Origin of the sequence: Luedemannella flava (assembly GCF_039528515.1) — a bacterium.
Lineage (GTDB): Bacteria > Actinomycetota > Actinomycetes > Mycobacteriales > Micromonosporaceae > Luedemannella > Luedemannella flava.
In genome coordinates this window covers 168,175-194,477 of record NZ_BAAALT010000003.1, presented here as the reverse complement: position 1 = coordinate 194,477, position 26,303 = coordinate 168,175, and the positions used below count along the sequence as shown (strand labels likewise).

Genomic DNA, 26,303 nt, shown 5'->3' with positions numbered 1-26,303 from the left:
TCAAGGAGTCTCCCGCGCCGGCGGCACACCGTTTCGCCCAGCGGCACAGCGTCAGCGACGAGCGGTTATGGGAGATCGAGAATGGATCTGTGCGGTCCAAATAGGATAAATAGATCGAGGTCACATGCAGATTGTTCAATATATTTGCCCACGGTGCGGTGCGTGTATGACGCTTTCCTGTCCCGCCGCACACCTAACTGCCCAATGAGCACAGAGCGGGTGCCACCTGACGGATCACCTGCTGCGCGGTCAGGCCACTAACGCACCACGTCAGGCAGGCGCGACCGAGTGGCCTGCAGCCGATCCAGCATCACGGCGAGGAACCGGCGGCTCAGTTCGTACCCGAGCGCCGGGTCGCGGTCGCACAGCCGCAGCACGCCGGCCGCGTCGAACTCGATGGCCTGCGTCGGCGCCACGGCCACCGCGCCGAAGTGCCAGGTGCGGGGCACAAAGAGCCAGGACCAACCGAGCACCGCACCAGGGCCCAGCGTGTCCACCACGACCTCGCCCCGGCCGCGCACGGTGGTGTCCAGCGCGACCCGGCCCTCGACGAGCAGCCAGAAGCGACGGGCCGGGGTGCCCTCGTGGAAGAGCCGGTCGCCGGCGTGCCGGGCTGACCGGCACGCGTGGTGCGACATGGGCTCCAGCCACTCGACCGGCAGTCCCGCGAGGAACGGATGCGCGGCGAGCCGGTCCTGCATCGTGTCGATGACCATGATGTCCTCCTCTGCGCGGGTGGTCAGCTCACGAAGGTGCGCACCGCCGCGGCCAGCGCGGCCAGGCCCTTCTTGGCGTCGGCGAAGTACATTCCGGTCGCCGGTCGGGTGTAGAGCTCGTTGTCCAGTCCGGCGTACCCGTGGCCCATCGAGCGTTTGATCACCACGACGGTCCGCGCGTGGTCCACGTTGAGGATCGGCATGCCGGAGATGGCGTTGCCGGGGCGGCGGGCGGCCGGGTTCGTCACGTCGTTGGCGCCGACGACGAGCGCCACGTCGGCGCGCGTGAACTCGGGGTTGGCCTCGTCCATGTCCAGCAGTTGCTCGTACGGCACGTTGGCCTCCGCGAGCAGCACGTTCATGTGCCCGGGCATCCGGCCGGCCACGGGATGGACGGCGTAGGTGACCTCGACGCCGTGCGCGGTCAGCACGTCCGCGAGCGCGGCCATCTCATGCTGCGCCTGGGCGGCCGCCAGCCCGTACCCGGGCACGACGACGACCTTGGCGGCGTAGGCGAGCTGGATCGCGACGTCGTCGGCGGTGACCGCGCGCACCGGACCGCCCGCGGCGCCGGCGGTCGGCGCGTCCGCGCCCGTGCCGAAGCCGCCGACGATGATGTTCGGGATCGACCGGTTCATCGCGTCGGCCATCAGCTTGGTGAGGATGCCGCCGGAGGCGCCGACGAGCGCGCCCGCGATGATGAGGACGGTCTCGCCGAGCACGAACCCGGCCATCGCGACGGCCGTGCCGGTGAAGGCGTTGAGGAGCGAGATGACCACCGGCATGTCGGCGCCGCCGATCGGCAGGACCATGGTCACGCCGAAGGCGAGCGCGGCGGCCGCCAGCAGCGCGAGCGCGACGGCGCTGTCGGGCGCGACGGCCAGCCAGGCGCCGGCGCCCAGCATGGTCACGCCGAGCGCGGCGTTGACGACGCGGCTGCCCGCGAACACCACCGGGGCGCCGGAGACCATTCCCTGCAGCTTCGCGGCCGCGAGCAGCGAGCCGGTGAAGGTCACCGCGCCGATCGCGATGTCGACGGCGGCCGGCACGCCCACCCTGACCGTGAGCGCCTCGCCGGGTCCGATGAGGTCGCTGACCGCGAGCAGGGCCGCGGCGCCGCCGCCGACGGCGTTGAACAGGCTGACCAGTTGGGGCATGGCCGTCATCCGCACCGACCGGGCGGCGTAGAACCCCGCCGCCGAACCCGTGGCGGCGCCGGCGACCAGGACGAGCCAGCCGGTCGCCGTGATGGTCGCGTCGCGCACGATGACGACACCCGCGCCGAGGACGGCCGCGCCCATCGCGCCCGCGGAGAGCAGGTTGCCGGCGCGCGCGGTGGCCGGATGGTTCATCAGGTGCAGACCCAGCACGAAGCAGGCCGCGGCGGCGAGCATGACGTAGCCGACCAGGGTGTCCATGCCTCAGCCCTCCGGGGCCCGACGCGAGCGGAACATGCCGAGCATGCGGTCGGTGACGACGTACCCGCCGACCACGTTGGCCGCCCCGAACGCCACGGCCAGGAACGCGACGACGTAGCCGACGGCGTCGTGGGCGGACGCGGCCACGTACAGGGCGCCCACCAGCACGACCCCGTGGATCGCGTTGGCGCCCGACATCAGCGGGGTGTGCAGGGTCGCCGGGACCTTGCTGATCACCTCCACCCCCACCAGCAGGCTCAGGGTGAAGATGGTGACCGCCGTGAGCAGGTCCGGGCTCATCGGGTTCCTCCATTGGGGAGCCGCGCCGCGCCGGCGTGGGTGACGACCATGGCCGAGGTGATCTCGTCGGTGAGGTCGATGGCGAGTTCGCCGTCGACCACCAGGTGCTCCAGCACCGCGACGATGTTGCGGGAGTATGCCGTCGACGCGGCCGGGGCCATCGTGGACGGCAGGTCGGCGGCGCCGATGAGGGTCACGCCGCCGTCGGTGACCACGGTGGCGTCCGGGGACGAGCCGGCCACGTTGCCGCCNGTGACGACCAACGGCGGCCGCCCGCCGGGCACCTGCGCCGTGGTGATCACCACGTCGGCGCGGGCGATGTGCTCCGCCAGCGCCGCCTGCTGCGCCCGGGTCTCCTCCGCCGTCAGCGCCCGCGCGTACCCGCCCTCGCCCGCGCCGCCCGGCCCGCCCGGCAGGTCGACGAACCGGGCGCCCAGCGACGCCGCCTCCGCCCGCGCCTGCGGCCGCACGTCGTACGCCGAGACGACCGCGCCGAGCCGCCGGGCCGTGCCGATGGCCTGCAGACCGGCCACGCCCGTGCCGAGGACCAGCACGGACGCCGGCCGGACGGTGCCCGCGGCGGTCGTCAACAGCGGAAAGAACCCGCCGTACGCGGCCGCGGCGACCAGCACGGCCCGGTAGCCGGCGACGCTCGCCTGTGAGGTCAGCGCGTCCATCGTCTGGGCCCGGCTGAGCGTGCGCGGCAGCCGGTCGAGGCTGATCGCGGTCACCCCGGCCCGCGCCCAGGACTCGACCGCCCCGGCGTCGCGCGCCGGCTGCAGCAGGCCGACCAGAATCTGCCTTTCCCGCATGGCCGCTGCCGCGTCCGCCGGAGCCCGCACGCACACCACCACGTCCGCGGCCCGCAGGACGTCCGCCCGCGTCGCGATCACGGCGCCGGCGGCCGCGTACGCGTCGTCGGGGAACCAGCCACCCACGCCCGCGCCCGACTGCACGATGACGGCGACGCCGGCGGCGCGTAGCCGCCGCGCGCCGTCGGGCACGAGCGCGACCCGGCGTTCGCCGGCTACCTCCTCGCCCACCACCCCGACCGTCACGCCTGACATGTCCGCTCCTCTCCCACGTCCGCACCAAGGCTCGCGGGCGGTCGGCGTGTCGGGCCAGGGCCGGCCGGCCCGCGTGACGGGACCAAGGCCCCTGCGGACGTGTGCTGTACCGGCCTAAGGTCATGGGGACACCTGCCCCGCCCACCATGGGGAGACGACATGTTCCAGGTGCGCATCCACGGCCGTGGCGGCCAGGCGACCCACGGCATGGCCCGGCTGCTCGTGCGGGCCGCCGCGCTCGACGGCTGGCACGCCCACCTGGTGGCGGGCGGCGGGCCGCACCGCGCCGGCGATCCGGCCGTGGCCCACGTCGAACTGTCCGTGCGTCCGAGGACGCCCGCGCCGTTCGAGTCGGCTCCCGACGCGGTCCTCGTGCAGGACGAGACCCTGCTGTACGGGACGGACGTCCTCGCCGGGCTGCGCCGCGACGGGCTCGCGCTGCTCAACTCCGCGTCGACCTGGCAGCAGCTCGGCTTCGGCGACCGGGTCGCGCACCTGGCACCCATGCGCGCCCTCGCGGTGCCGGCCACCCGGTTGACCCCGGCCGGTCAGTGGCCGGGCGCGACCAACGCCGCCCTCCTGGGCGCCTTCGTGGCGGCGACCGGCCTGGTCACCGCCACCGCGATGGCCGTGGCCATCTCGCGCGCGGTCGCGGCCCGGGCGGCAGCCGACCATGTCCTGGCCGCGCGGCGCGGGCGCGAGCACACCGTCGCGGAGATCCGGCGCCTGTGCGCCCCGCTGGAAGCGGCGCTGCGGTGACCCGCGCGGTCGGGGGGATGCAGCGTCGGATGTACCACCGGCACCGGCCCAACCTGCTGGCACGCGTCCTCAACCGTATCTGGGCGGTGCACTTCGCCAGCGGCGTACTCGCGCCGCGGCACGGGGTCACGTTGGAGGTGCGCGGCCGGCACACCGGCCGGTTGGTGTCGTTCCCGCTCGTGCTGGTCCCGCTCGACGGTGAGCGCTACCTCGTGTCGATGCTCGGCGAGGGGACGAACTGGGTCGCCAACGTGCGGGCCGACCACGGGCACGCGGTGCTGCGGCGGGGCGACGCGGAGCGGGTGCGGCTCGTCGAGGTGGACGTTGCGGCCCGACCGCCGGTCCTGCGCCGCTTCCTCGAACTCGCGCCGGGCGCGCGGCCGCACGCGCCGGTCGACCGGCGCGCCCCCGAGGCGGAGTTCGCGCGGGTGGCCGACCGGTTCCCCGTCTTCCGCGTCACGCCCGACCCGGGCTGACTAATCCCAGGTGCGGGCGTGGGCGGCGAAGTACGCCGGGTCGCTGTGCACCGCGGCGCGGTCCGCGGCAACGATAGGCGTCAGTCGGTCCACAGGCGGTAGCCGCGGCCGATGTCGGTGACCACGAGCCACGAGTAGTCGCCGAGGTCCTCGCGCAGGCGCCGGACCGCCAGCTCGACCGCGGGGCGGCCCGCCCGCGGGGAGATCCATACGAGCCGCTCGATGCTCGCGCGCGACAGGGTCTGCCCGGGGTGGTCGGCGAGCGCCCGCAGCACCATCGCGGGTCTGGGCTGGAGCCCGATCGTGGCACCGTTGACCAGCACGGCGTTGCCCTGCACGGCGAACCGCTCGCCCCGCGCCCGAAACTGCCGCCGCCGCGCCACCAGGGCCTCCCCGAGGCACCCCGCCAACGCCTCGGCCGAACCGTCGGGCACCCAGGAAACCGGCACGTTCCAGGCGAGGAACACCGCGGCCGACTCCGCGTGGCCGGTCGCCACCGCGACGTCGGTGGTCAGTGCGGTCCGCAGCAGGTCACCCCGGCCCGTGCGGTGCGTCACGTCGACCAGGGCCCGCGCCGCCGTGGCCGTGTCGAAGGCCACCGCGTGCACCTCACGTTGCATCACCCATCGGGCGAGCCGGCCCAACCGGGTCCGGCCGCCGTGGGGCGCGAGCCGGTGGGTCGGCACCACGATCACCTCAATGCCGCGCGTACGGAGCCGGCGGGTGACCCGGGTGGGCAACGCCTCGTCGGCGACCACCGCGACGCGCCGGCAGCGCGGGTCGCGGCTGAGCAACCAGTCGGTGACCGCGCGATAGTCCCCGGCCGGCGCCGACGGCTCGGAACGCAGGCCCGCCTCGCGCAGCGCCGCGCCCACCGCGGTATTCAGCGACAACGTCCGGGCACCCCGGACCTGACGCAGGAGCGCGTCGGCCACTCCCCAGGACGCCGCCGCGGCGCACCACCGCGCCCAGCCGGTCGCGCTGGTGACCACCACGTGATCCACCGGATCGCGGAGAATTCGACGCGTGGCGGCCTGCAGGCGCGCATCGTGTGGGCCCGGCACGACGGGCAACAGGGACGCCTCGACGACGACCGCGCCGCGTTGGCGCAGCAGCGTAGCCGCCCGCTGCTGGCCGGTACCTGTAAGGACCACGGTGTATCCTGTCAGCGTCGCGCCCGCGCTGGTCGACGTCATGCGGGGAGTTTTGGCGCAGCGCGTTGCCGGTTCATTGCCGGGCGCGCAGGAGATGATAAGCCTCTGCTTGCATTGATGGCTTTCATCAAGTGAGGCGTCTGACGCATTACGACCGCTGCCTTTAACGGCATTGCAATAGCGACCTTGTGCACCTTGCCTGACGCGGTGTTGATGGCTGCGCAATGGCCGCGATTTGCGACGACCATACGGTCTGCGGCCATGACCAACTCACTGAATCGCCGCGGCCTTTTCCGGCTCGCCGGATCCGCCGCCGCCCTGGCGGCGACCGGCAGCGTGCTCTCCGCCTGCGCCGTGGACGAGAGCCCCACCAACCAGTCTTCCAACGGCAAGAACCTGAAGAAGGTAAAGCTGGGCTTCATCGCCCTGACCGACTGCGCGCCGCTCATCGCCGCCAAGGAACTGGGCTATTTCACCGAACGCGGCCTCGACGTCGAACTGATCAAGCAGGCGTCCTGGCCGGCGACGCGCGACAACCTGCTCAGCGGCGAGATCGACGGCGGGCACGTCCTGTTCAGCATGCCGCTCTCCGTCGCCACGGGCATCGCCGGCAAGGCGGGCACGACCGACCTCAAGATCGCCATGGTGCTGAACAACAACGGCCAGGCCATCACCCTGAAGAAGGCGTACGCCAAGGCCGGCTACGGCGACCTCGCGGCGGCCAAGGCCCTGCTGGAATCGGAGAAGCCGAAGCTGGCGATGACGTTCCCGGGTGGCACGCACGACACCTGGCTGCGGTACTGGCTCAAGGCGACCAGGGCGGACCTCTCCAACATCCAGATCTCGGCTGTCCCGCCGCCGCAGATGGTGTCCAACATGGCCGCCAACAACCAGGACGGGTACTGCGTCGGCGAGCCGTGGGGCGCCGTGGCGGTCCAGAAGGACATCGGCTTCACCCACATCACCACCCAGGACATCTGGCAGCACCACCCGGAGAAGGCGCTCGTCGTGGGTGCCAAGCTCACCGCCGACCAGGGCCTGCTGGCCGAGATCATGAAGGCCGTGCTCAAGGCCCAGAAGTGGCTGGACGACCTCGCCAACCGCAGCAAACTGGCCGAGATGCTCTCTCCCGTCGGCTACGTCAACGCCCCGGCCGCGGACATCAAGGGCCGCCTGCTCGGTCAGTACGACCTCGGTGCCGGGTTGGGCGCCAAGACCTACACCGGCGACCAGATGATGTTCTTCCGCGACGGCGAGACGCCGTTCCCGCGCAGCTCGTACGTGTACTGGTTCCTCGCGCAGTACCAGCGGTTCGGTCTGATCAAGGAGGCGCCCGACTACGCCGCCATCGCCAACGGGGTCCTCCTCAAGGACCTGTACGCGAAGGTCGCCGCCGAGGAGGGCATCAAGGTGCCCGGCGACGACATGGCGCCGTTCGCGGTGAAGCTGGACAACATCACGTTCGACCCGAAGAACGTGGCGGACGAGGCCAAGCGGCCATGACCCCGCGCGACGCGACACCGAGCGCCGTGGCATCGGCCACGACGCGACCGACCGAGGCGCTGCCCGCGCTCGCGTCGACCACCGACGTGACGGTTGCCGGGCAGGGTCGCCCGGCACCACCTTCCTGGCTCGCCGTGCTGGGTGCCCGCCTGCTCGCCTTCGCCACCGCCGCGGGCTGGGCGCTCGTCGGTCTGGCGGTGTTCGTCGCGTTGTGGTACTTCGCCGCCCGCGGCTCCACCACGGTCCCCGGCCCCGCCGAGGGCGCGCGCACCCTCGGCGATCTGCTCAGCCGGCCGTTCTTCAACGAGACCAACGACAAGGGCATCGGCCTGCACCTGTACATCTCGCTACGGCGGGTGTTCATCGGCTTCGGGCTCGCCGCGCTGGTCGGCATCGCGCTCGGTCTCATCATGGGCGCCGTGCGGCCGATCTGGTCGGCGCTCAACCCGCTCGTGCAGGTGCTGCGGCCGGTCTCGCCCCTGGCGTGGTTCCCGATCTGGCTCTACATCCTGCAGGAGGCGGCGCAGGCCGCGGTCGTCGTCATCTTCATCACCGCGCTGTGGCCCACCCTGATCAACACGGCGGCCGGTGCCGGCGCCATCCCCCGCGACCAGCGCAACGTCGCGCGCGTGTTCAGGTTCGGCACCGGCGCGTACCTGTGGCACGTGCTGATCCCCAACGCGCTGCCGCACATCATCACCGGCCTGCGCCTGTCGATGGGCATCGGCTGGATGGTCATCGTGGCGGTGGAGATGCTGCAGGGCAACTCCGGCATCGGCTACTTCATCTGGAACTCCTACAACGCCCTGGAGCTGGACAAGGTGGTCGCCGCGATCGTGCTGATCGGCATCATCGGACTCGTCCTGGACACGCTGCTGCTGCGGCTGTCGCGGTGGGTCACCCCCGAGGAGGTACACGGATGACCATCCAGATCAGCGGCGTCCGCAAGTCGTTCAAGCGACGCGGGCACGCGCCGCAGGACGTGCTCCGCGGGGTCGACCTCACGATCCGTACGGGCGAGTTCGTCTCGTTCATCGGGCACTCCGGCTGCGGCAAGTCCACCCTGCTCAACATCGTCGGCGGGCTGGTGAAGGCCGACGGCGGCTCGGTCGCGGTCGACGGCCAGGTGGTGTCCGGACCCGGACCCGACCGGGCGATGGTGTTCCAGAACTACTCGCTGCTGCCGTGGCTCAGCCTGCTGAAGAACGTCCGGGTCGCCGTGCAGGAGTCCCGTCCGGACTGGAAGAAGGCGCGCGTCGACGAGATGGTCGAGCGGTACCTGACAGCCGTGTCGCTGTGGGAGCACCGCAACAAGCGACCCGGCCAGGTGTCCGGCGGCATGGCCCAGCGGGCGGCGGTGGCCCGCGCGTTCGCGGTAGCGCCCCGGACCCTGCTGCTGGACGAGCCGTTCGGCGCGCTCGACGCGCTGACCCGCTCGCGGCTGCAGCAGCAGCTCGTCGACCTGTGGGACAGCGAGTCGGAGACCGAGACGGTGCTGATGGTGACGCACGGCCTGGACGAGGCGATCCTGTTGGCCGACCGGATCGTGGTCATGGCGAACCTGCCCTACCCGTCGGTGCGGACCGTCATCGACGTGCCGATCCCCCGACCCCGCCACCGCACGACAGTGGTTCACCATCCCGCGTACGACGCGATCCAGAAGCAGCTGGTGGATCTACTCATCGCGGACAACGACGCCGAGCGGGTGGGAGCGGGCGCGGGCTGAGCGACGTCGCCCGCTCACTGCGCCGCCGGGACGGCGTCGTGAGCGGGCGGCCGGTCGTCCTCAGCGCATCAGCAGAACGTTGTCGAACCAGCCGACGGCCAGCACCTCGGCCAGGTCGGCGGGGATGACCTGGCCGTCGCGGTTCAGCACCGCGAGCTGCCAGCCGTCCGCGACCAGGTTCGCGAGCTGGTCGGCGAAGGAGCCGTTGCCCTGGAAGCGCTCGCTGACGTGGACTCCAACGTCTCCTCGCGCGACCAGGTGGCCTGCTCGCGCACGTCACCCCGGTCGCTGTAGTTCTATATCGGAGAAATAATACCGCTTGCCCTAATTTAGTGCGACGGGAAACCCGTTCCGTAAGCGTGCGCGGGGCTACTACGGTGGGGCGATGGTCGCGACCTCCGTGATTTCCGCTGGTCAGCCGAGGCGCTGGTGGGCGGCCGCGCTCTGGGCGGTGTTCGGCGTCATCGCCGTCGTGTCGTCGGTGCTCGTCCTGCGCCGGCCGCTCAGCGACCGGCTGTCGGATCTGCACATCTACTACGGTGCGGCCCAGACCGTCCGGGCCGGCGACCCGTTGTACGGATATGTGGCCGAGAACGGCGGCCCCTTCACGTATCCGCCCTTTGCCGTGCTGCTGTTCGAGCCCATGACGTTCGTGCCCGAGTCCGTGCTCCGGATCCTGTGGCTGCTGGCCACGTGCGCCGCGGCGGCGGCGATCGCCGTGGCACTCGGCCGCGCGGGCGTCGCCGGCGACCGGCACCGGCCCGTCGCGGTGGCCGCGATCGCGTGCGGGGTGCTGCTGTCCGCGCCCGCGCAGTCTAACCTGCGCTTCGGCCAGGTCAGCATCCTCATCGTGCTGCTCGCGCTCGTCGACGGGGCGGGGCTGACGCCGGCCCGGCTGCGCGGCGTCCTCGTCGGTATCGCCGCCGCGATCAAGCTGACGCCGCTGCTGTTCATCGTGTACTTCCTGCTCGCCAAGCGGTACCGGGACGCCGCGCGCGCCGCCGGGACGTTCGCGGCGTGCGCCGCGGTCGCGTTCGCGGTGCTGCCCGCCGACAGTTGGCGGTACTGGACCGGCACGATGCTGCAGACCTCGCGCATCGGCGACCTCGCCTCGCTCGGCAACCAGTCGGTGCACGGCATGCTCCTGCGGGCAGGCGTCGCGCCGGACGCGCTGCCGCTCGTGTGGGCCGCGCTCGTGGCCCTCGTCTGCGGCGCGGCGCTGCTGCGCGCCCGCCACCTGCACCGGCACGGCCATCCGGCGCGCGCGACCGTGATGGTCGGCTGCGCCACCATCGCCGCGTCGCCGGTGTCGTGGACGCACCACCAGTTGTGGACCGTACTCGCGGCAATGGTTCTCATCGCGGCCGAGGGAGCGCTGCGCCGGATGGCCGGGGTCGTCCTGCTCGCCGTCATGACCGTGTCGGTCGGGGTGCTGCTACGCGGCATCTCGACGTACCCGGGGTGGCAGTTCACCCTGGAGAACGCCCGCGCGGTCGGCGCCGTTGCGGTGTGCCTGGCCGGCCTGGGCGGCGTCACGGTCGTGGCGGCCGCGTACGTGCGGCGGGCGGGCGGCGCCCGCGCCTGGCTACGCGGGGCCACCGCCACGGCCGCGATCCTGGCCTGCGTCGCGCTGCTGCCACTGCCGGCCGCCGCCGACCCGACGTTCAAGGCCTACACCGCCGCGGACCTGGCCAACCCGCGCTACTTCTACTTCGCCGAGCCGCTGCCGCCCGGCGCCCCTGTGGTCTTCGGCGTGCGTCGGGAGAAGACGAAGGTGCGCGTCAACGGCGTCGTGGACCCGGCCGTCGCCCGGCTGGAGTTCCACTCGGCGCCCGGCGGGTCGGCCCGCGACATCCCGGTCCTCGTCACCGCCGACGGCACGCGCACGTTCTCGTTCCGCAGCGCGAACCTCGCCCATGGCCGCCTTGACGCTCTCGACGGCCATGGGCGGGTGCTCGCCACCTTCTCGGAGGAACTCGACCCGTAGCGCCTACGGCGTACGGGTGCAGGTGGCCACGGCCGCCGTGTTCGCGCCGGTCCACGTGCCGATGAAGCCGAACGTGACGGAGCCGGCCGGCGCGATGACGCCGTTGTACGTCTCGTTGGTGACGACGTACGGGCTGGCCGTGCTGGTCGTCCGACCGCCCCACAGCTGCGTGATCCGCTGGCCGTTGGGGAAGGTCAGCGTGACGGTCCACCCGGTCGTCGACGTCGCGCCCGTGTTGGTCACCGTCGCCGCACCCTGGAAACCGCCCGGCCAGGTGGCGACGATCGCGTAGGTGGCGGAGCAACCGGCCGGCGGGGGCGTGCGGGTCGTCGGCGGCACGGTGCTCGTGGGCGGCGGGCACGGCGGCACGTACGCGGTGACGGGCGCGGTGAACGCCGACACGTTGCCGGCCGCGTCGCGCGCCCGCACCTGGTACTGGCTGAAGCCGCCCAGCCGGCCGACGTACGTGGTGGTCGTCGCCGTCGCGAACGGGGCGAACGTGCTGCCGCTCATCGCGCGGTAGATCTCGTAGTCGACGACCCCGACGTCGTCGGTGGACGCGTTCCAGCGCAGGGTCAGCTCGAGGCTGCAGTTGGTCGAGACGGTCAGCCCGGTCGGCGTGGTCGGCGGCGTGGTGTCGCCGGGCGGCGGGCTCGGCGTGGGGGTCGACGTCGCGGCCTGCGCGCCGGGCGCGAACGTGAGAGTCAAGGCTAGGGCCGTGGCCAACGCAGCGCCGACGGCCAGGACGGCTGGCCTTCTGAGCATGGCAACTCCTTGCATGTACACAATGGACATACATTCAAACATCGCCATGCCGCTGTCTCAATGTCCCTGGGGGCACTCACCGCAGGCCGTCACTTCGCGGGGGCGACGAACGCGGCGCACAGCGGTTCGGTGCCGGGCTTGAGCGCTCGGCCGGGGTCGGCCACTGTGATCTTCAGGTGCAGGAAGCTCTCGTCGGTGGCGGACGTGACACGCACCGCGGTGAGGAACGTCGTCGTCCGGCGCATCAAGCGCCCTCCGATTCGGAGCCGAAGCCGGCGCGCTGCTGGGTGCCCCAGGTAGCCTTCTTGCCCCGCCACGCCCACCAGGCGCCCTGCGCCTGGTAGTACGCCAGCACCTGGCGGTAGCCCACGTTCTCCAGCACCACTCCGACCGCCCCCCGGGCCAGGTCACTCCACCGGGAGTACCGGTGGAACGACATCTCCTCCAGCAGCAGCGCGGACAGGCTCACGACCATGCCGTACCCGTAGGCCGCCACGGCGAGCCGCCACGCGAAGTCCAGGTTCACGATGCCGAGCATCAGGCTGACCGGGAGCAGGACGAACGCCAGCAGCTCCACGAACGGGGCCAACAGCTCGAACACCAGGTAGTAGGGCAGCGCGACCATCCCCACCCGCCCGTACCTCGGGTTGAACAACATGCCGCGGTGGATGGTGAGGATCTCGGCGAGGCCGCGGTGCCACCGGCGCCGCTGCGTGCCGAGCTGGCGCATGGCGGCCGGCGCCTCGCTCCACGAGACCGGCTCCGCGACGAAGACGATCCGGTAGTCCCGACCCGCCCTGCGCAGCGTGCGGTGCAGCCGGACGACGAGCTCGGCGTCCTCCCCCACGGTGTCGGTGGCCATGCCGCCCGCCGCGACGACCAGGTCGCGCCGGAAGACCCCGAACGCGCCCGAGATCACCACCAGGCCGCCGAGGCGTGACCAGCCGGTCCGTCCGGTGAGGAACGCCCGCAGGTACTCCACGATCTGGATGCGGACCAGCCACTCGCGCGGCATCCGGATGTCCACGACGCGCCCAGCCGTGACGCGGCAACCGTTCGCGATGCGCACGACGCCGCCGGTGGCCGCCATCCGTACCGGGTCGTCCGCGAACGGCTTCACGACCGACAGCAGGGCCTCGTTGTCGAGGACGGAGTCGGCGTCCACCATGCACACGAGGTCGTGGCTGGCCAGGTTGAGCCCCACGTTCAGCGAGTCCGCCTTGCCACCGTTGACCTTGCGGACGACCACGAGCGTGCGGGGCGCGGCGCGGGCCACGTGCACCGACTCGACCGCCCCCGAGTGCGGCACGTCGCGGGGCACCACCCGGGGCACCTCCACCAGGTCGAAGTGGTCGCGGAGCCGGTCGAACGTGTCGTCGGTCGACCCGTCGTCGACGACGACGACCTCGATGCGCGGATAGCGCAGCGAGATGAGAGCCTGCACGGCCGGGACGATCCCGGCCGCCTCGTTGTAGGCGGGCACGATGAGGGAGACCGCCGGCGACAGCGGGCTGCGGAAGAGGTCGTCGGCACCGGTGAACATCGCGCCGCGCAGGTGCCGCACGAACTCACCCGCGGCCAACACGATGAGGACCAGGTAGCTGGAGTTGATCAGAATGAAGTACCCGAAGATCAGGTAGTTCGCCCCCTCCAGCAGGCCCCGCGCCACCTCCGCCCACATCGGTCAGCCCTCCGCGCCCGTCAGCTCGGCCAGGGCGAGCGCCTCGCGCGCGTGGGCGCCGCCGGCCTCGGCGCTGCGGCGCAGGTGTGCCTGCCCCTTCGGTCCCAGCAGGACCAGCGACCCGGCCGCCTCGTGTGCCACCCGGTACGTCGGGTCGGACAGCAGACCGGCCAGGGTTTCCGCGGCGGCGACCGCCCCCACCACGCCCAGCGCGCGGGCCGCCGCGACGCGCACCTCCGGCGGGTTGGTCGGCGCGACGGCCGTGATCAGCGGCGGGACGGCCGCGCGGCCCCCGAGCCGACCCAGCGCGCCGAACGCCGCCACCCGCACGTCCGGGTCGGCCTCCCGGTCCAGGAGTTCCACGATGGCGCGCACCGATCCCGGCGAGCCGATCAGGCCAAGCGCCTCGAGCGCGGTGATCCGGACCACCGCCTCGTCGCGCCGCAGCGCGCCGTGCACCTCGGGCAGCGCGGCCTCGCCGATCCGCGCGAGTGCGTCGGCGACCATGTGTACCGGGACGTCGCGGGTCAACGCATCGAGCAGCAGGCCGGCCGCCTCCGGGTGACCGATCGCGCCGAGCGCCCGGACGGCCACCAGACGCACCTCGGGCTTGCCGTCGGCCAGCAACCGGCACAGCGGCGCGACGGCCTCGGTGAGCCGCAGGTTGCCCAGCAGCTCGGCCGCCCGCGCCCGGTGCGCGGCATCGAAATGCCCGAGCTGCCGCAACGCCCTGGTGGTGACGCCCCGGCGGGCGAACACCTCGGCGAGCGCCTGATGGGCCTCACCGCGCACCTTCTCGAGCAGCGCCACGGCCGTCGGCTCGGCCGCCTGCCACGCGGCCGGCGGGATGGCCAGCAGGTCCTCCATGCCCTCCTGCCCACCCTCGGCCACGAACGCGAGCAGCGCGCGCCGCGGCGCCCTGGCCAGCCGCTCGCGCCGCCGGTTGCGCGCGTGCCGGACGATCCGGATGAGCACGGCCACGAGCGTGAGCAGCAGAACCAGGCCGGCCAGCACGAAGATCGCGATGGTGAGGACCACGATCGCCACGGATGCCCCATCCCCTCGTCAGGCGCAGTCGCCGGCCGGCAGACGTACGGTGAACGTGCTCCCTTCCCCCTCCCGCGACGCCACGGTGACGACGCCGCCGTGCCCTTGGACGGTCGCCGCCACGATCGCCAGGCCGAGCCCGGTGCCGGGGATCTCCCGGCGCACCGCGTTGCTGGCCCGGAAGAACCGGCCGAAGAGCAGCTCCTGGTCGGCCTCCGGGATGCCGATGCCGGTGTCGCGCACGGTCATCACGACCGCGGCCCCGTCCTGGCCGGCCTCGACCGTCACGGTCCCGCCGGCCGGGGTGAACTTCACCGCGTTGGACAGCAGGTTCATCACCATCCGGTCGAGCTGTTCCGGGTCGCCGCGCAGCGGCAGCGGGGGGTGCACGGCGGCGCGGACGGTCACGTCGGCCTTCGCCGCCGTGGGCTCGATCGCCTGCAGCGCCCCGGTCACGACGGCGGCCAGGTCGACCGGGCGCTTGTCGCTGTCGTACGTGCCGGTCTCGATGCGGGACAGGATCAGCAAATCCTCGATCAGCATGCGCAGGCGTAGGGTGTTGCGCTCGATGACCGCGAGCATCTTGGCCTGCGCCGACGTGATCGGGCCCGCCTCCTCCTCGGTCAGCAGCTCCAGGTAGCCGGCGATGCTGGTCAGCGGCGTACGCAGGTCGTGCGATACCGCGGAGACGAACTCCGACTGGGCGGTGTTGAGCCGCCGGAGCTGCTCCACCAGGTGCCGCTCCTGTTCGAACAGCCGCGCGTTGACCAGCGAGCGGCCGAGGTCGCCGGCGCTCATCTCGGCCATCCGCACGTCGAAGTCCGACCACGGCGGGCTGCCGACCCGCCGGATCAGGGTGACGTGGCCGAGCGGGTCGGCCCCCGGGCCGATGGCGACGGTGATCACGGGCCCGGCGCCGGCGGCCAGCAGGGCGGCCCGTTCCGCTTCCGGCAGGAGGCTGTCCGTCGCCGGCACCGCGTCCGCCACGAAGGACCCCTCCTCCCGGCCGGCCAGCCAGTCCACCGGCAGAGCCGACAGCGCGGCGGGATCGCCGACGGCGCCCTGGACGCTCCAGATCGCCGGGCTGGTCGCGTCCTCGTCGTAGCGGATCAGGCGCACGACCACGTGGTCGGCACCCAGCACCTCGCCGAGGCCCTGGGCCGCGGCCCTCATGGCCGCCGCCACGGCCAGATCCCGGCGCATGAGCATGCCCAGCCGGCGGACCTCGCCGTAGCGCCGGTTCTGCGCCTCGTCCTCGGCGTACAGCCGGCTTACCTGGTCGGCCATCTGGTTGACCGAGGCGCCCACCGCCGCGATCTCCCGGGGCTCGTTGCCGACGGTCACCCGGGCGTCCAGGTCGCCGCGACCGAACCGGTCCACCGCCGCGACCACGCGGTCGAGCGGACGTACGATCCGTCGCGTGATCCGCACGCTCGCCAGGAAGGCGACGGCCGCCGCGGCGAGGGTCGCCGCGATCGTCGTGTAGACGCTGATCGTGCGCAGGTTCTTGACCTCGTGGAAGAGATCGGCGTACTCGTCGGAGAACTGCTTGTCGAGCACGGCATTCGCGGACACCGCCTCCTGGTAGCGGGCCTGCACCTCGGCGACCTCGGCGACCGTCTGCGCGGCGCCCGGCGTGGTGTTCACCAGATGGTCGGCCGTGCGCCACCACTCGTCGGTGCGTTGGCGCATCACGGCGACGACGGGATTGGTCGGATCGACGAGTTTCAGCAGATCGGCCATGGCGACGGGGGCCTCCGCGGCCGCCTTCTCGTAGGTCCGCTTGAGCTGCGGATTCCCGGTCAACAGGTAGCCGGAGAGCGCCACCTCCCCGGCGTCGATCACGGCACGCACCTTGTCGTTGGCCGTCTGCGACCCGTATATGTCGTTCAGGCGATCCTCGGCCTGTTGGTACCACGGCTCGACGGCGATGAGGCGGACCGCGCCGAACAGCAGGAACAGGCCGGCGAGCAGGATGGCTGTCCACAGGAGCAGGCCGCCCACGGTAGGGCGACGGGGATTCCCGGCCGAGGCGGCAGCCACCCTGGCCCGCGCCATGTCGTGGCTTCGGGTCAGGCCCGCGAGCGGGACAGCAGGGACTGGATCCGCGACACCAACTCGCGCGGGCTGAACGGCTTCGTCACGTAGTCGTCGGCGCCGGCGGAGAAGCCCACCTCCACGTCCTGCTCCTGCACGCGCGCCGTCAGCATCACCACCAGCGTGTTCGCGATCTGCGGGTCGGCGCGGATCTCCCGGCACACGTCGATGCCCGACAGCCCCGGCATGGCGATGTCGAGGACCACGAGCTCCGGGCGCCGGGCGCGGACCTCGTCCAGGGCCACCTGGCCGTCCGGTGCGGCGATGACGTCCAGCCCCAGCTGCTCCAGCTTGAAGACGACGAGGTCACGGATGTCCGCGTCGTCGTCCGCAACCAGCACCGTAGTCATGGTCCACCCTTGAAGATCACCTTGCCATCGATACTACGCCCGGTTTCTCCGCAATTGGGCAAAGCCCCATTTTGATCTCAACAGCACCGCACCGGTCGCCGCGCCCGCCAAATGCGTGGCGGCCAGCGCCGCCGGCAGCGCCGAAGGGATGCCCAGGTGGACCGTGATGCCGAGGATGCGCGACAGGCCCCAGGGCAGCAGCGCCAGCTGGTCGTTCCACACGGTCAGGGCGCGCTCCAGCCCGATCGTCGCGACCAACCCCGCGAGTACGCCGAGCGGCAGGCCCATCGCCAGCATGACCGCGCCGGTGGCGCGCCGGCCGCCGAGCCCGTAGCGGCGCCGCAGCACGACGCCGACGACCACGAACAGCCAGCAGAACGCCGCGAACGCCATCGTGACGTAGACCGTGCGCGAGGTGGGCGCGGTCCAGAAGTTCAGCCAGTACCGGCCGGGGCCGCGGGCCGCGAGCGCGACCAGCAGGAGCGCCGTGCGCAGCAGGGCCACCCCGCCGATCGCGGCCCACAGGTGGAACGGGTCGCGCCCGCGCACCAGCCACCGCGCCACCAGGGCGAACAGCAGCCACCCGCCGAGCGTCACCACCAGGTGCGCCGGGGCGGCGAACCAGGTCAGCGCGGCCCGGCTGGCGACCAGGACGACGGCGGGCAGCAGCCACACCAGGATCCGGTCGGTCCGCCCCGTCGGCGCCGGCAGGTCGCCCAGCCGCCAGGGCCGGGTGGCCGCCACGAACAGGGCCCGCAGCGCCGCCGCGCCCGGGAACCGAGCCCGCGTCGCCCCCAACAACAACACCAGTCCGATGAGTACGAGCAGCCCGCGCGCGACCCACGCCATCGCGGGGTCCCGGTCGGCCCGGACGCTGCCGAGGTCCGCGGCCGTGAAGTTGTACGCCGGCAGGTCCACGTTCCCGGCGTAGCGGGCCACGTGCTCGTCGCGCGCCTGCCGGTAGCCGACCTCGGCGTCGCGCCACGCGTCGTACGCCGCCGAGCTGCCGGTGTCGAGCCACTGCGCGTGGCGCAGCACCATGGTCCGGTAGGCGGCCAGCGTGCGCAGCAGGTTCGCCTCGTACTCCAGGGCGGCTACGAACGACTGCCGCAGCTCGGGCGAGCGCCAGGCCGCCGGGTCGGTGCCCGCCACGAGGGTGCGCATGTCGTCCGCGGCCGCGACGGCCCGGTCGCCCTCGGCGATCGCGTCGTCGAGGTGGTCGCGGCTGACGGCGTAGATGCTGTCCAGCGCCGCCGAGTCGCCGGTCACGATGTCCCACTCGAAGATCCACATCATGGGCGGCGGCTCCAGACCGAGCGCCCTGACGCTCTGCCGGGCGAACGGCCCGATATAGAGGCCCTGGGTGATCGCCTCCCGCGAGCGGGCCAGCGCCCCGCTGATCGCGTCCGCGGTCGCCGGGTCGGCCGAGAGCACCTGCCGGACCCAGTCCGCGGTGACCTGGGCCGGCTCGGCGGTCGGGTCCCAGGCCAGCCTCGCCGTGCCGTAGGTGTTCAGGTCGTACAGCTGCCAGAAGCCCGTGCGCAGGTAGAGGGTCATCGGGCCGGCGCGCAGCGGGCCGCCGTCCTGCGTCCAGTTCCACACGCCCTCGACGTGCGGGTTCACCTCAAGGAAGTGCCGCAACGCCTGGGCCTGCTCGGCCACCAGGTCGTTGGGCAGCGCGCCGAACCCCTCGAACTCGCGCCGCGCCTGGAACTCGACGATGCGCCGGTGGTCCCCCACCGCCAGCGTCGGGTTGAGCGGCAGGTGGCTGTAGAAGTCGCCGGCCACGTACTTGGTGGACACGACGAGGTGCGGGTCGTCGATCTCCCCGAGCACCGCCGCGTACGACTCGGGGTTGGTGTGCAGGTCGCCCACGGCGCCGACGCCGACCGTCCAGCTCCGGAAGATCAGATCCCGGTCGTACCTCCCGACGGTCGCAAGTAGCGCCCGCAGCATGGCGCGCACGGAGTCCTCGCTGGTCACGGCGAGCTTCGACGAGTAGTCCCAGCCGGCCTGGTAGACCTCGCCGCCCTCGCCGACGCGGACCATGAGCCCGTCGACGAAGGGCATCGTGTCGAACAGCTCGGACAGGCCGGCCTGGTAGACCGACCACAGCTTCGGGTCCTCGACGTTCAGGCCGCCGACCGTACGGTCGAGGTAGGCCTCCAGTGGGGGCGACACGGCGAGCATGTCGGTGAGCAGGTAGACGTGCAGCCCCATGTCGTGGGCGTACCGGAAGACGGGCCCGAACGCGGCGGCCAGGGCCTTGGCGCGCTCGATGTGCGGGTCGCCGGCCGGGTAGACGCCGAGCCCGTCGAACGTCACGTACTCGAGGAAGCCGGGCACGACCACGCCGTTGTAGCCCTCGCGCAGGGCATGCCGGACGTAGGACCGGAACTGTGTGTCGATGCGGGCGACCACGGCGGCGTCGACCCACGGCGCGGCAGGCAGCACCGCCTCGGCGACCACATCGGTGTTGAGGGAGTAGTCGGTGCCGGCCGCGAAGGCGGCGGCGTCCGGCTCCCGGCCCACCGAGCCGGAGTCGGTCAGGCGCAGCCCGAGGCGGGGCTTCTGGACCGTCCCGTCGGCGACGACCGCCGCGCCCGAGCGGATCTTGTCGGCCAGCGCGTAGAGGCCTGCCGCCGCGCCGGCCGGCCCGGCGGCCTCGAGCGCGTAGCGACCGCCCGCCTCGGTCCGGATCCGGTAGGCCTCCGGCGAGTCGTCGAACGTCGCGACGAACCGGACGGACAGGTCCGCGGTGCCCGGTCCCACGGTCGGCGCCGGTGCACCCCGGTCGACCAGCGCGTCCGCCACGGCGGTCGCCGCGAGGCGCACCCGCTCGTCGGCGGGCACCCCGATGGCCGTGATGCGCGGCGCCGGCACCATCGGCGCGGCCCGGCCCGACCGCGGGGCGGCCGGCGGGGTGTCCGACGGGGTGAAGCTGAGACCCAGCGCCTCGCCGATGGCGATCGCGACGACGGCACCGAGGAGCAGGGAGACGAGGGCCGCCACCAGTGACGGCCAGGCACGGGGGGCAGGCACGGCGGCAATTCTAAAAAGATCATCTACCCGCGCCGGCCGCCGAACGGCCGCTCCTACCTGCCCAAACGGCCAAGGTCGCGTCGCGTTCGGCGCACCTGAGCCGTTTCGCGTCGAATCTCACCAGCCGAGCAGGCTGCCGCTGCCGGCGCGGCCATGTTCGCAGGGGTGGCGACCACGTGCGGGTGCGGGGCGGTGCCAATGGCGCCGACGTAACCAGACCGTCACGGGCTTCCGGCTGACCGAGGAGGCCGCCGATGACGGCGCGCACCGTGCGACCGTACAGATCGTCGGCCGGCGCCGCCGCGCTTCGCACGAACAGCATGACCACCCCGTTGAGTACGCCGATGGCCTCCATCTTCGCCGTGGTGGAAGTTCTTGCTGCAGGTCCGCCGGGCGGTCCCCGCGCTGCGGATCGGCCAGTACTCCACGGAGGGCGTCTCCGGCGGGATGGCCTACAAGCGGCGCTACACCTCGGGCTCGGTGGACAGCTTCGTGCTGGTCACGGTCTCGGGCTCGGCCACGTTCACGGGCATCCCCAACGGGACCTACACCGACGCGGTCACCGGCGGGACGCTGACCGCCAGCGTCAGGTCGGCAACGCCGGCCCGTACCTGGAGTAGCCGTTCCACCCCTGGGCCGCCCTACGGTGCCGTGGCCACGTAGACGGTGTTGGCGGACTCGCCGCCGCGGACCGGGTTGGCGAAGGTGACGACATGCGCGGTAGGGCGGACGAACACCTGCTCGAGGGTGGCCACGAACGCGGCGTCGGGTGGGTCGTCGGACCACAGCGCGAACACCCCGCCAGGGTGCAGGTGACGGGTGAGGTGGCGCAGGCCGTCGGCCGTGTAGAACCCGGCATGGCTCGGGTGCAGCACGTGCTGCGGGGAATGGTCGATGTCGACCGCGATGACGTGGAACGGGCGGCCGGCGTGGTCCGGGTCGAACCCCGCCCCATGGGACATGGCGAAGAAGTCGCCGTGCACCAGCCTGCTCCGCCGGTCCGCGGTCACCGGCGTGGCGAACGGCAGCAGCCCGTCGCGGTGCCAGCCGATCACCTCGTCAAGGGCCTCCACCACCGTCAATGACCCCACCCGGGGCTCGTTCAGAACGGCGCAGGCGGTATAGCCGAGACCGAGCCCACCGACCACGACGTCCAGGCCGTTTCCGGGCCCCGGGTACGCGGCCAGGGCCAGCCGCGCCAGCTCCACCTCCGCGACGGTGAACAGGCTGGACATCAGGAAGTCGTCGTCGAGCTTCACCTCGTACACGTCGACGCGCAACGCCGGGTCCAGCCGCCGACGCAGGCTCACCTCACCCATCGGCGTCCGGTGCCAGGCAAGTTCCTCGAACCGCACGCTCACCGCTGTGCCCTTCCTCAACCGGCCATGCCGATGACAACCTACGCTCACCGGCATGGCCGAGACGGTGATGCTGATGTTCAGCTTCTTCGAGCATGACTGGGACGAGAGTCTCGATGGCCCCGACGCGATGAACGCGGAACTGATGCGGCGCGTCACCGAGGGTCAGTGGACGCCCCACACCGGTTACCAGCCGGACGCGGACGACATAGCGACGATCGAAGAGCTCACGGAACGGGCATGCGAATCCATCAACGAATGGGACGTGCCTGACGACGCGGTGCGCGTCCCCATCGAGAAGCTGCGGGCCATCATCGACGCCGGCGGCTGGACATTCGTCGCCGGCAGATTCATGGAGTTCGAAGGTCACCACAACGACACCGAGTTCGTCGTGAAGCTCACCCGATAGGCAGGGGCCGCGGTCCGTGTCCGATCGGGGCATGGCCGTTCGTAGCAGGGGTGAGGCCGCCCGCGGTGGGGCGCCCTGAACACGAAGCCCAGGTACGTCGTCTCCGCCACGCTCACCGAACCGGACTGGGCCGACACGACCGTTCTCTCCGGTGACCTCCTGACGGCCATCCGCGGGCTGAAGGCCGGTCCGGCGGGTGAGTTGCACCAGGTCTACCGGCCGGCCGCCCCCGGTAGGTGACCGGCTGAGTCCGCACGGCTCAGTGGGCCCCGGCGGCGATGGCGGCGGCCGCGGCCTGGGCCAGGCCGCGGATCTCCGCCTTCCCGCACGGCTTACGCAGGACGGCGAGCCGCCAGTAGAGCGGGCCGATGACAAGATCCGCAGCCAGGTCCGCGTGGGTGTCGGGCGGCAGTTCGCCGCGACCGATGGCGCGTTCCACGACCTGGCCGCCGACCGTGCGGCCGGTCTCGGTCAGGGTCTGCTGCAGCGTGGCGCCGATGTCCGGGTTGCGCGCCGCCTCGGCCAGCAGGTCGGGAATGATCTGCGACGCCAGCGGGTGGCGTAGCGCCGACGCCATGCCCCGCATCGCCAGCTCGAGGTCGCCCCGCAGGCTGCCCGTGTCGGGCAGCTCGAGCCGCTGACCGGCGATCGCGGTGACCACCTCGAGCACCATCTCGAGCTTTGACGGCCATCGACGGTAGATCGCCGTTTTGGCCACCCCGGCCCGTCGCGCGACCGCCTCAATCGACAGGCGCCCGTACCCGGTGGCCGCGAGCTCCTCCACCAACGCGTCACGCAGGGCCGACGTGATCTCCGACCGGAGCACGGCCGCTCCCGCGGCGCTCCGCTTCCCGGCGCTCGAATCGGTCACTCGCGGATCATACCGTGCGGTGCTACGCTGCCGTTACGACGCTACGGTAGCGTCGCGACGCATCCGTCACGGGAGGTTCGCATGCGTGAGACGGCAGTGGCCCCGGAGCCAGGTGATCTGCACGATCTGGCCACGCGGTTCGGGCTGCGGCCGGCCGGCGTCCGGCCCCGCCTGACGGACTATGCGCGCCAGGTCTGGGAGTACCGGCACTTCACCACCAGCCACGCCAACGCAAAGACGATCTCCACCCTGGGCGGCACCCGACTCGGGCAGCTCTGGCAGGTGCTCACCCCGCTGGCGAACGCGGCCGTCTACTACCTGATCTTCGGCATCGTGCTCGGCACCCGCGGCGACGTGGGCAACTTCCTGGCCTACCTGTGCACCGGGGTGTTCGTGTTCGCCTTCACCCAGAGCGTCGTCCAGCAGGCCACCCAGGCCGTCAGCGGCAACCTGGGGCTGATCCGTTCGCTGCGGTTCCCGCGCGCGTGCCTGCCGCTCTCGGTCGTGCTGACCCAGGTCAAGGCGCTGGCCGGCGCCATGATCGTCCTCATCGGCATTATCAGGCTCACCGGCGAACCACCCCGCGTGGGATGGCTGCTCGCCCTGCCCGCGCTCGCGCTGCAATGCGTCTTCAGCGCCGGTCTGGCCATGGTGATGGCCCGCCTCGGCGCCGCACTCCCCGACCTCAAACAGGTGGTCCCCTTCATCACCAGAGCCTGGATGTACGGGTCCGGGGTGCTGTACGCGACGTCGGCGTTCGACGCGCACCTGCCACCCGGCCTGGCGGCCGCGGCCCACGCCAATCCGATGCTCGTCTACATCGAACTCGTCCGCGGCGCCCTGCTGACCGGAGTCCCGTTGGCCTCACCGGGTTGGCAGCTCTGGCTGCTCGCGGCGGGCTGGGCGCTGGTCGCGGGCGTCGGCGGGTTGGTCTACTTCTGGCACGGAGAACGGAGCTACGGCCGTGGCTGAGACAAAGGTCCCGACGGTCGTCGTTGACGATCTGCACGTGGTCTACCGGGTGCACGGCCCGGGCGCGGCCGCCAGCCCGGCCGCCGGCCTCCGGCGCCTGGTCACCGGCAAGCCGTCGGCGGCGATCCGTGAGGTCCACGCGGTGCGTGGGGTGACTCTCGTTGCCTACGAGGGTGAGGCCATCGGCATTGTCGGTACGAACGGCTCGGGCAAGTCCACCCTGCTACAGGCGATCGCCGGCCTGTTGCCGGCCGCCCGGGGGCAGGTCTACACGCGGGGCCAGCCGTCGCTGCTGGGCATCAACGCCGCGCTCATGCCCGACGTCTCCGGCGACCGCAACGCCGTCCTCGGCTGCCTCGCGATGGGGATGAGCCGCGCCGACGCCCGGCGGGCCGTTCCGGACATCCTCGCCTTCTCCGGGATCAACGAGCGGGGCGACTTCGGCACACTGCCGATGCGGACGTACTCCGCGGGGATGGCCGCGCGGCTGCGCTTCGCCATCGCCTCGGCCAAGCCGCATGAGGTGCTGCTCATCGACGAGGCCCTGGCGACCGGCGACGCACGGTTCCGGGCGCGCAGCGAGGAACGCGTCCGCGAGCTGCGGGCCACGGCGGGCACCGTCATCCTGGTCAGCCATCAGCTGCGCTCCATCCGCGACACCTGCGAGCGGACGATCTGGATCGAGTCCGGCCGGCTCCGGCTCGACGGGCCCACCGACGAGGTTCTCGCCGCCTACGAATCCTTCAGCCGCTGATCCGTGCGGATTGCCGCGCACGCGACGTCGTCGAGTTCTGCCCGCAGCGCGTCGCGCAGACAGCCAGCGCCGGCGACGTCGGGATAGAGCGCGGCGAGGTCACAGCGCCACCACCGGGGCGGGCGTCGTAACCTCGTCCAGCGCGTACCACATGGGTTCGACTCTAGGCGGCACCGCCGAACAGCGGGGTGCTCAGGTAGCGCTCGCCGGTGTCCGGCAGGACGACCACGACCGTCGCGCCCGGCTGCGTCACCAGGGTCGCGGCGTGCAGGGCCGCGCCGCTGGACACCCCGGCGAGGATGCCCTCGGTGGTGGCCAGGCGCCGCGCCGCCGCCCGCGCCTCGTCCACGGTGACCTTGGCGATCTCGTCGTAGACGTCCGTGTCGAGCACCGCGGGCACGAACCCGGCGCCGATGCCCTGGATGCCGTGCGGTCCCGGCGCGCCGCCCGACAGGACCGGCGACTCGGCCGGTTCGACGGCCACGACGCGCAGCTCGGGCTTCTTCTCCTTGAGCACCTGCCCGACGCCGGTCACGGTGCCGCCCGTGCCGACGCCCGCGACGACGACGTCCACGAGTCCGTCCGTGTCGTTCCAGATCTCCAGGGCGGTGGTGCGCCGGTGCACGTCCGGGTTGGCGGGGTTGTCGAACTGGGCCGGCAGGTACCAGCCGTTGTCCTCGGCGAGCCGCCGGGCTTCCGCCACGGCGCCGGACATGCCCAGCGGGGCCGGGGTGAGGACCAGCTCCGCCCCGTACGCGGCGAGCAGCGCGCGGCGCTCCACGCTCATGCTCTCCGGCATGGTGAACGTGACCCGGTAGCCCTTCGCGGCCGCGACCATGGCCAGCCCGATCCCGGTGTTTCCGCTGGTCGGCTCGACGATGTGGGCGCCCGGCGCGAGCTGGCCGCGCGCCTCGGCCGCCTCGACCATGGCGAGCGCGATGCGGTCCTTCACGCTGCCGGCCGGGTTGGCCGACTCGAGCTTGGCCAGCAGCCGCACGGGCAGCCCGGCGCCGAACCGGGACAGCTCGACGAGCGGCGTGCGGCCGATCAGGTCAAGAACGCTGGAGTACGTAGGCATGGGGTGTCTCCTCAATGGTGGATGGGGGCGCGTCAACGCGCGCGCCAGGGGGAACGTCACGAAGCACCAGGGCGTGCGCGCCGACGCGGGCGTCGTCGCCCACGTGGACGGGGCCGAGGACGGTGGCGCCGACGCCGAGGACGACCCGGTCGCCGACGCTGGGATGCCGCCGGCTGCCCTTCGCGTCCCGCCACCAGCCGCGCCCCCCGAGCGTCACCTGGTGGAACATGGTCACGTCGTCGCCGATGACGGCGGTCTCGCCGATGACGACGCCGGAGCCGTGGTCGATGAACAGGCGCCGCCCGATCGTGGCGCCCGGATGGATCTCGATGCCGGTGGCCGACCGGACCGCCTGCGACAGCGCCCGCGGCACGAACGGCACCCGCCACAGGTGGAGCCGGTGCGCGACCCGATGCCACCACAACGCCCACAGCCCGGGATACAACAGAACCTCAAGCCGTCGTACGCCGTAGAGCGCGGGATCGCGCAGGCACACGGCACGTAGATCGTCGAACATGGTCGGTCCTCGGCACGATGCGGACCCGCGCGTCGGGCGCGCGGATCACGATGATCGGGCCGGTCACCGGCCCGCTGGCTGACTCAGCTCAGCGGGCCGGACACCGCTCGTCGAAGTCCCGTCGCACGTGCGGCCCACTCATCGGCACGGCAAACCGCCGCCCGGCGAGCGCGACACAAGATCGGAACATGCCAGCAACGCTATGTCCGTGCCACCCCCCGCGGGTAGGGCCCAAAGTCCCGCCGGCGCACGTCAC

26 protein-coding genes are annotated in these 26,303 nt (G+C 72.3%); 10 read left to right on the top strand and 16 right to left on the bottom strand.

Going from position 1 to position 26,303, the window contains the following annotated elements:
- Positions 1-257: 257 nt before the first annotated feature.
- The 4 genes from ABD211_RS01300 to ABD211_RS01285 are packed head-to-tail and all read right to left on the bottom strand — an operon-like array spanning position 258 to position 3,501.
- A complete protein-coding gene (locus ABD211_RS01300) occupies positions 258-716 on the bottom strand; it encodes a Crp/Fnr family transcriptional regulator (protein ID WP_344125281.1) in 459 nt (152 codons plus the stop codon).
- A gap of 23 nt (positions 717-739) precedes the next feature.
- A complete protein-coding gene (locus ABD211_RS01295; protein ID WP_344125279.1) occupies positions 740-2,134 on the bottom strand; it encodes an NAD(P)(+) transhydrogenase (Re/Si-specific) subunit beta in 1,395 nt (464 codons plus the stop codon).
- A gap of 3 nt (positions 2,135-2,137) precedes the next feature.
- Positions 2,138-2,434 carry an NAD(P) transhydrogenase subunit alpha part 2 gene (locus ABD211_RS01290; protein WP_344125277.1) on the bottom strand — a complete coding sequence of 99 codons (297 nt, stop codon included), beginning with the start codon at positions 2,432-2,434 and terminating at the stop codon, positions 2,138-2,140.
- Positions 2,431-3,501 (bottom strand): Rossmann-fold NAD(P)-binding domain-containing protein, encoded by a 1,071-nt coding sequence (locus ABD211_RS01285; RefSeq protein WP_344125275.1) that lies wholly within the window; start codon positions 3,499-3,501, stop codon positions 2,431-2,433. Before ABD211_RS01285 ends, ABD211_RS01290 begins: the two co-directional genes overlap by 4 nt.
- Positions 3,502-3,660: 159 nt before the next feature.
- Here ABD211_RS01285 and ABD211_RS01280 point away from each other — a divergent pair, with 159 nt between their 5' ends.
- The gene (locus ABD211_RS01280) at positions 3,661-4,260 is read left to right on the top strand and encodes a 2-oxoacid:acceptor oxidoreductase family protein (RefSeq protein WP_344125273.1); all 600 of its coding nucleotides are present in this window, start codon (positions 3,661-3,663) and stop codon (positions 4,258-4,260) included.
- A 17-nt stretch (positions 4,261-4,277) separates the two neighbouring features.
- A complete protein-coding gene (locus tag ABD211_RS01275) occupies positions 4,278-4,736 on the top strand; it encodes a nitroreductase family deazaflavin-dependent oxidoreductase (protein ID WP_344125272.1) in 459 nt (152 codons plus the stop codon).
- An 80-nt stretch (positions 4,737-4,816) separates the two neighbouring features.
- Here ABD211_RS01275 and ABD211_RS01270 read toward each other — a convergent pair whose 3' ends face one another.
- Positions 4,817-5,932, bottom strand: coding sequence for a uroporphyrinogen-III synthase (locus ABD211_RS01270; RefSeq protein ID WP_344125270.1), 1,116 nt, complete (start codon positions 5,930-5,932; stop codon positions 4,817-4,819).
- A gap of 219 nt (positions 5,933-6,151) precedes the next feature.
- On the opposite strand from ABD211_RS01270, the gene ABD211_RS01265 reads away from it, so the two are divergent.
- The 4 genes from ABD211_RS01265 to ABD211_RS01250 all read left to right on the top strand — a co-directional run bounded on the left by ABD211_RS01265 (position 6,152) and on the right by ABD211_RS01250 (position 11,106).
- Entirely contained in the window at positions 6,152-7,393 is a 1,242-nt protein-coding gene (locus ABD211_RS01265) for a CmpA/NrtA family ABC transporter substrate-binding protein (RefSeq protein WP_344125268.1), read from the top strand.
- Positions 7,390-8,316 (top strand): nitrate ABC transporter permease, encoded by a 927-nt coding sequence (gene ntrB / locus ABD211_RS01260; RefSeq protein WP_344125266.1) that lies wholly within the window; start codon positions 7,390-7,392, stop codon positions 8,314-8,316. Before ABD211_RS01265 ends, ntrB begins: the two co-directional genes overlap by 4 nt.
- Positions 8,313-9,119 carry an ABC transporter ATP-binding protein gene (locus ABD211_RS01255; RefSeq protein ID WP_344125265.1) on the top strand — a complete coding sequence of 269 codons (807 nt, stop codon included), beginning with the start codon at positions 8,313-8,315 and terminating at the stop codon, positions 9,117-9,119. The genes ntrB and ABD211_RS01255 overlap by 4 nt, the downstream gene beginning before the upstream one ends.
- Positions 9,120-9,504: 385 nt before the next feature.
- Positions 9,505-11,106, top strand: coding sequence for a glycosyltransferase 87 family protein (locus tag ABD211_RS01250; RefSeq protein ID WP_344125263.1), 1,602 nt, complete (start codon positions 9,505-9,507; stop codon positions 11,104-11,106).
- 3 nt (positions 11,107-11,109) lie between these two features.
- On the opposite strand, the gene ABD211_RS01245 is transcribed toward ABD211_RS01250, so the two are convergent.
- The 7 genes from ABD211_RS01245 to ABD211_RS01215 all read right to left on the bottom strand — a co-directional run bounded on the left by ABD211_RS01245 (position 11,110) and on the right by ABD211_RS01215 (position 20,088).
- Positions 11,110-11,871 carry a cellulose binding domain-containing protein gene (locus ABD211_RS01245; RefSeq protein ID WP_344125261.1) on the bottom strand — a complete coding sequence of 254 codons (762 nt, stop codon included), beginning with the start codon at positions 11,869-11,871 and terminating at the stop codon, positions 11,110-11,112.
- Positions 11,872-11,960: 89 nt separating this feature from the next.
- On the bottom strand, positions 11,961-12,116 hold the full coding sequence (locus ABD211_RS01240; protein WP_344125259.1) for a hypothetical protein: 156 nt from the start codon (positions 12,114-12,116) through the stop codon (positions 11,961-11,963).
- Positions 12,116-13,552 (bottom strand): glycosyltransferase family 2 protein, encoded by a 1,437-nt coding sequence (locus ABD211_RS01235; RefSeq protein ID WP_344125257.1) that lies wholly within the window; start codon positions 13,550-13,552, stop codon positions 12,116-12,118. Before ABD211_RS01235 ends, ABD211_RS01240 begins: the two co-directional genes overlap by 1 nt.
- A 3-nt stretch (positions 13,553-13,555) precedes the next feature.
- Positions 13,556-14,599, bottom strand: coding sequence for a HEAT repeat domain-containing protein (locus ABD211_RS01230; protein WP_344125255.1), 1,044 nt, complete (start codon positions 14,597-14,599; stop codon positions 13,556-13,558).
- Between the two features lie 18 nt (positions 14,600-14,617).
- Positions 14,618-16,603 carry a HAMP domain-containing sensor histidine kinase gene (locus ABD211_RS01225; protein ID WP_344125253.1) on the bottom strand — a complete coding sequence of 662 codons (1,986 nt, stop codon included), beginning with the start codon at positions 16,601-16,603 and terminating at the stop codon, positions 14,618-14,620.
- Positions 16,604-16,671: 68 nt separating this feature from the next.
- Complete coding sequence (locus tag ABD211_RS01220; RefSeq protein WP_344125251.1) at positions 16,672-17,046, bottom strand: response regulator transcription factor; 375 nt, start codon at positions 17,044-17,046, stop codon at positions 16,672-16,674.
- Between the two features lie 33 nt (positions 17,047-17,079).
- The gene (locus ABD211_RS01215) at positions 17,080-20,088 is read right to left on the bottom strand and encodes a hypothetical protein (protein WP_344125249.1); all 3,009 of its coding nucleotides are present in this window, start codon (positions 20,086-20,088) and stop codon (positions 17,080-17,082) included.
- Between the two features lie 375 nt (positions 20,089-20,463).
- Between ABD211_RS01215 and ABD211_RS01210 the strand changes: the two genes are divergently transcribed.
- Positions 20,464-20,751 carry a hypothetical protein gene (locus ABD211_RS01210; RefSeq protein WP_344125247.1) on the top strand — a complete coding sequence of 96 codons (288 nt, stop codon included), beginning with the start codon at positions 20,464-20,466 and terminating at the stop codon, positions 20,749-20,751.
- Here the strand turns inward: ABD211_RS01210 and ABD211_RS01205 are convergent.
- Positions 20,730-21,449 (bottom strand): polyamine aminopropyltransferase, encoded by a 720-nt coding sequence (locus ABD211_RS01205; RefSeq protein WP_344125245.1) that lies wholly within the window; start codon positions 21,447-21,449, stop codon positions 20,730-20,732. The genes ABD211_RS01210 and ABD211_RS01205 overlap by 22 nt on opposite strands.
- 52 nt (positions 21,450-21,501) lie before the next feature.
- On the opposite strand from ABD211_RS01205, the gene ABD211_RS01200 reads away from it, so the two are divergent.
- On the top strand, positions 21,502-21,855 hold the full coding sequence (locus tag ABD211_RS01200) for a hypothetical protein (RefSeq protein ID WP_344125243.1): 354 nt from the start codon (positions 21,502-21,504) through the stop codon (positions 21,853-21,855).
- Between the two features lie 259 nt (positions 21,856-22,114).
- Here the strand turns inward: ABD211_RS01200 and ABD211_RS01195 are convergent, their stop codons facing one another.
- Entirely contained in the window at positions 22,115-22,681 is a 567-nt protein-coding gene (locus ABD211_RS01195) for a TetR/AcrR family transcriptional regulator (RefSeq protein ID WP_344125389.1), read from the bottom strand.
- A 126-nt stretch (positions 22,682-22,807) separates the two neighbouring features.
- On the opposite strand from ABD211_RS01195, the gene ABD211_RS01190 reads away from it, so the two are divergent.
- Positions 22,808-23,698, top strand: coding sequence for an ABC transporter permease (locus ABD211_RS01190; RefSeq protein WP_344125241.1), 891 nt, complete (start codon positions 22,808-22,810; stop codon positions 23,696-23,698).
- Positions 23,691-24,452, top strand: coding sequence for an ABC transporter ATP-binding protein (locus tag ABD211_RS01185; RefSeq protein WP_344125239.1), 762 nt, complete (start codon positions 23,691-23,693; stop codon positions 24,450-24,452). Before ABD211_RS01190 ends, ABD211_RS01185 begins: the two co-directional genes overlap by 8 nt.
- A gap of 163 nt (positions 24,453-24,615) precedes the next feature.
- Here ABD211_RS01185 and cysK read toward each other — a convergent pair whose 3' ends face one another.
- Together cysK and epsC are read right to left on the bottom strand one after the other, a co-directional pair.
- Entirely contained in the window at positions 24,616-25,530 is a 915-nt protein-coding gene (gene cysK, locus ABD211_RS01180) for a cysteine synthase A (RefSeq protein ID WP_344125237.1), read from the bottom strand.
- The gene (gene epsC / locus ABD211_RS01175) at positions 25,505-26,047 is read right to left on the bottom strand and encodes a serine O-acetyltransferase EpsC (protein ID WP_344125235.1); all 543 of its coding nucleotides are present in this window, start codon (positions 26,045-26,047) and stop codon (positions 25,505-25,507) included. The genes cysK and epsC overlap by 26 nt, the downstream gene beginning before the upstream one ends.
- Positions 26,048-26,303: the final 256 nt, after the last annotated feature.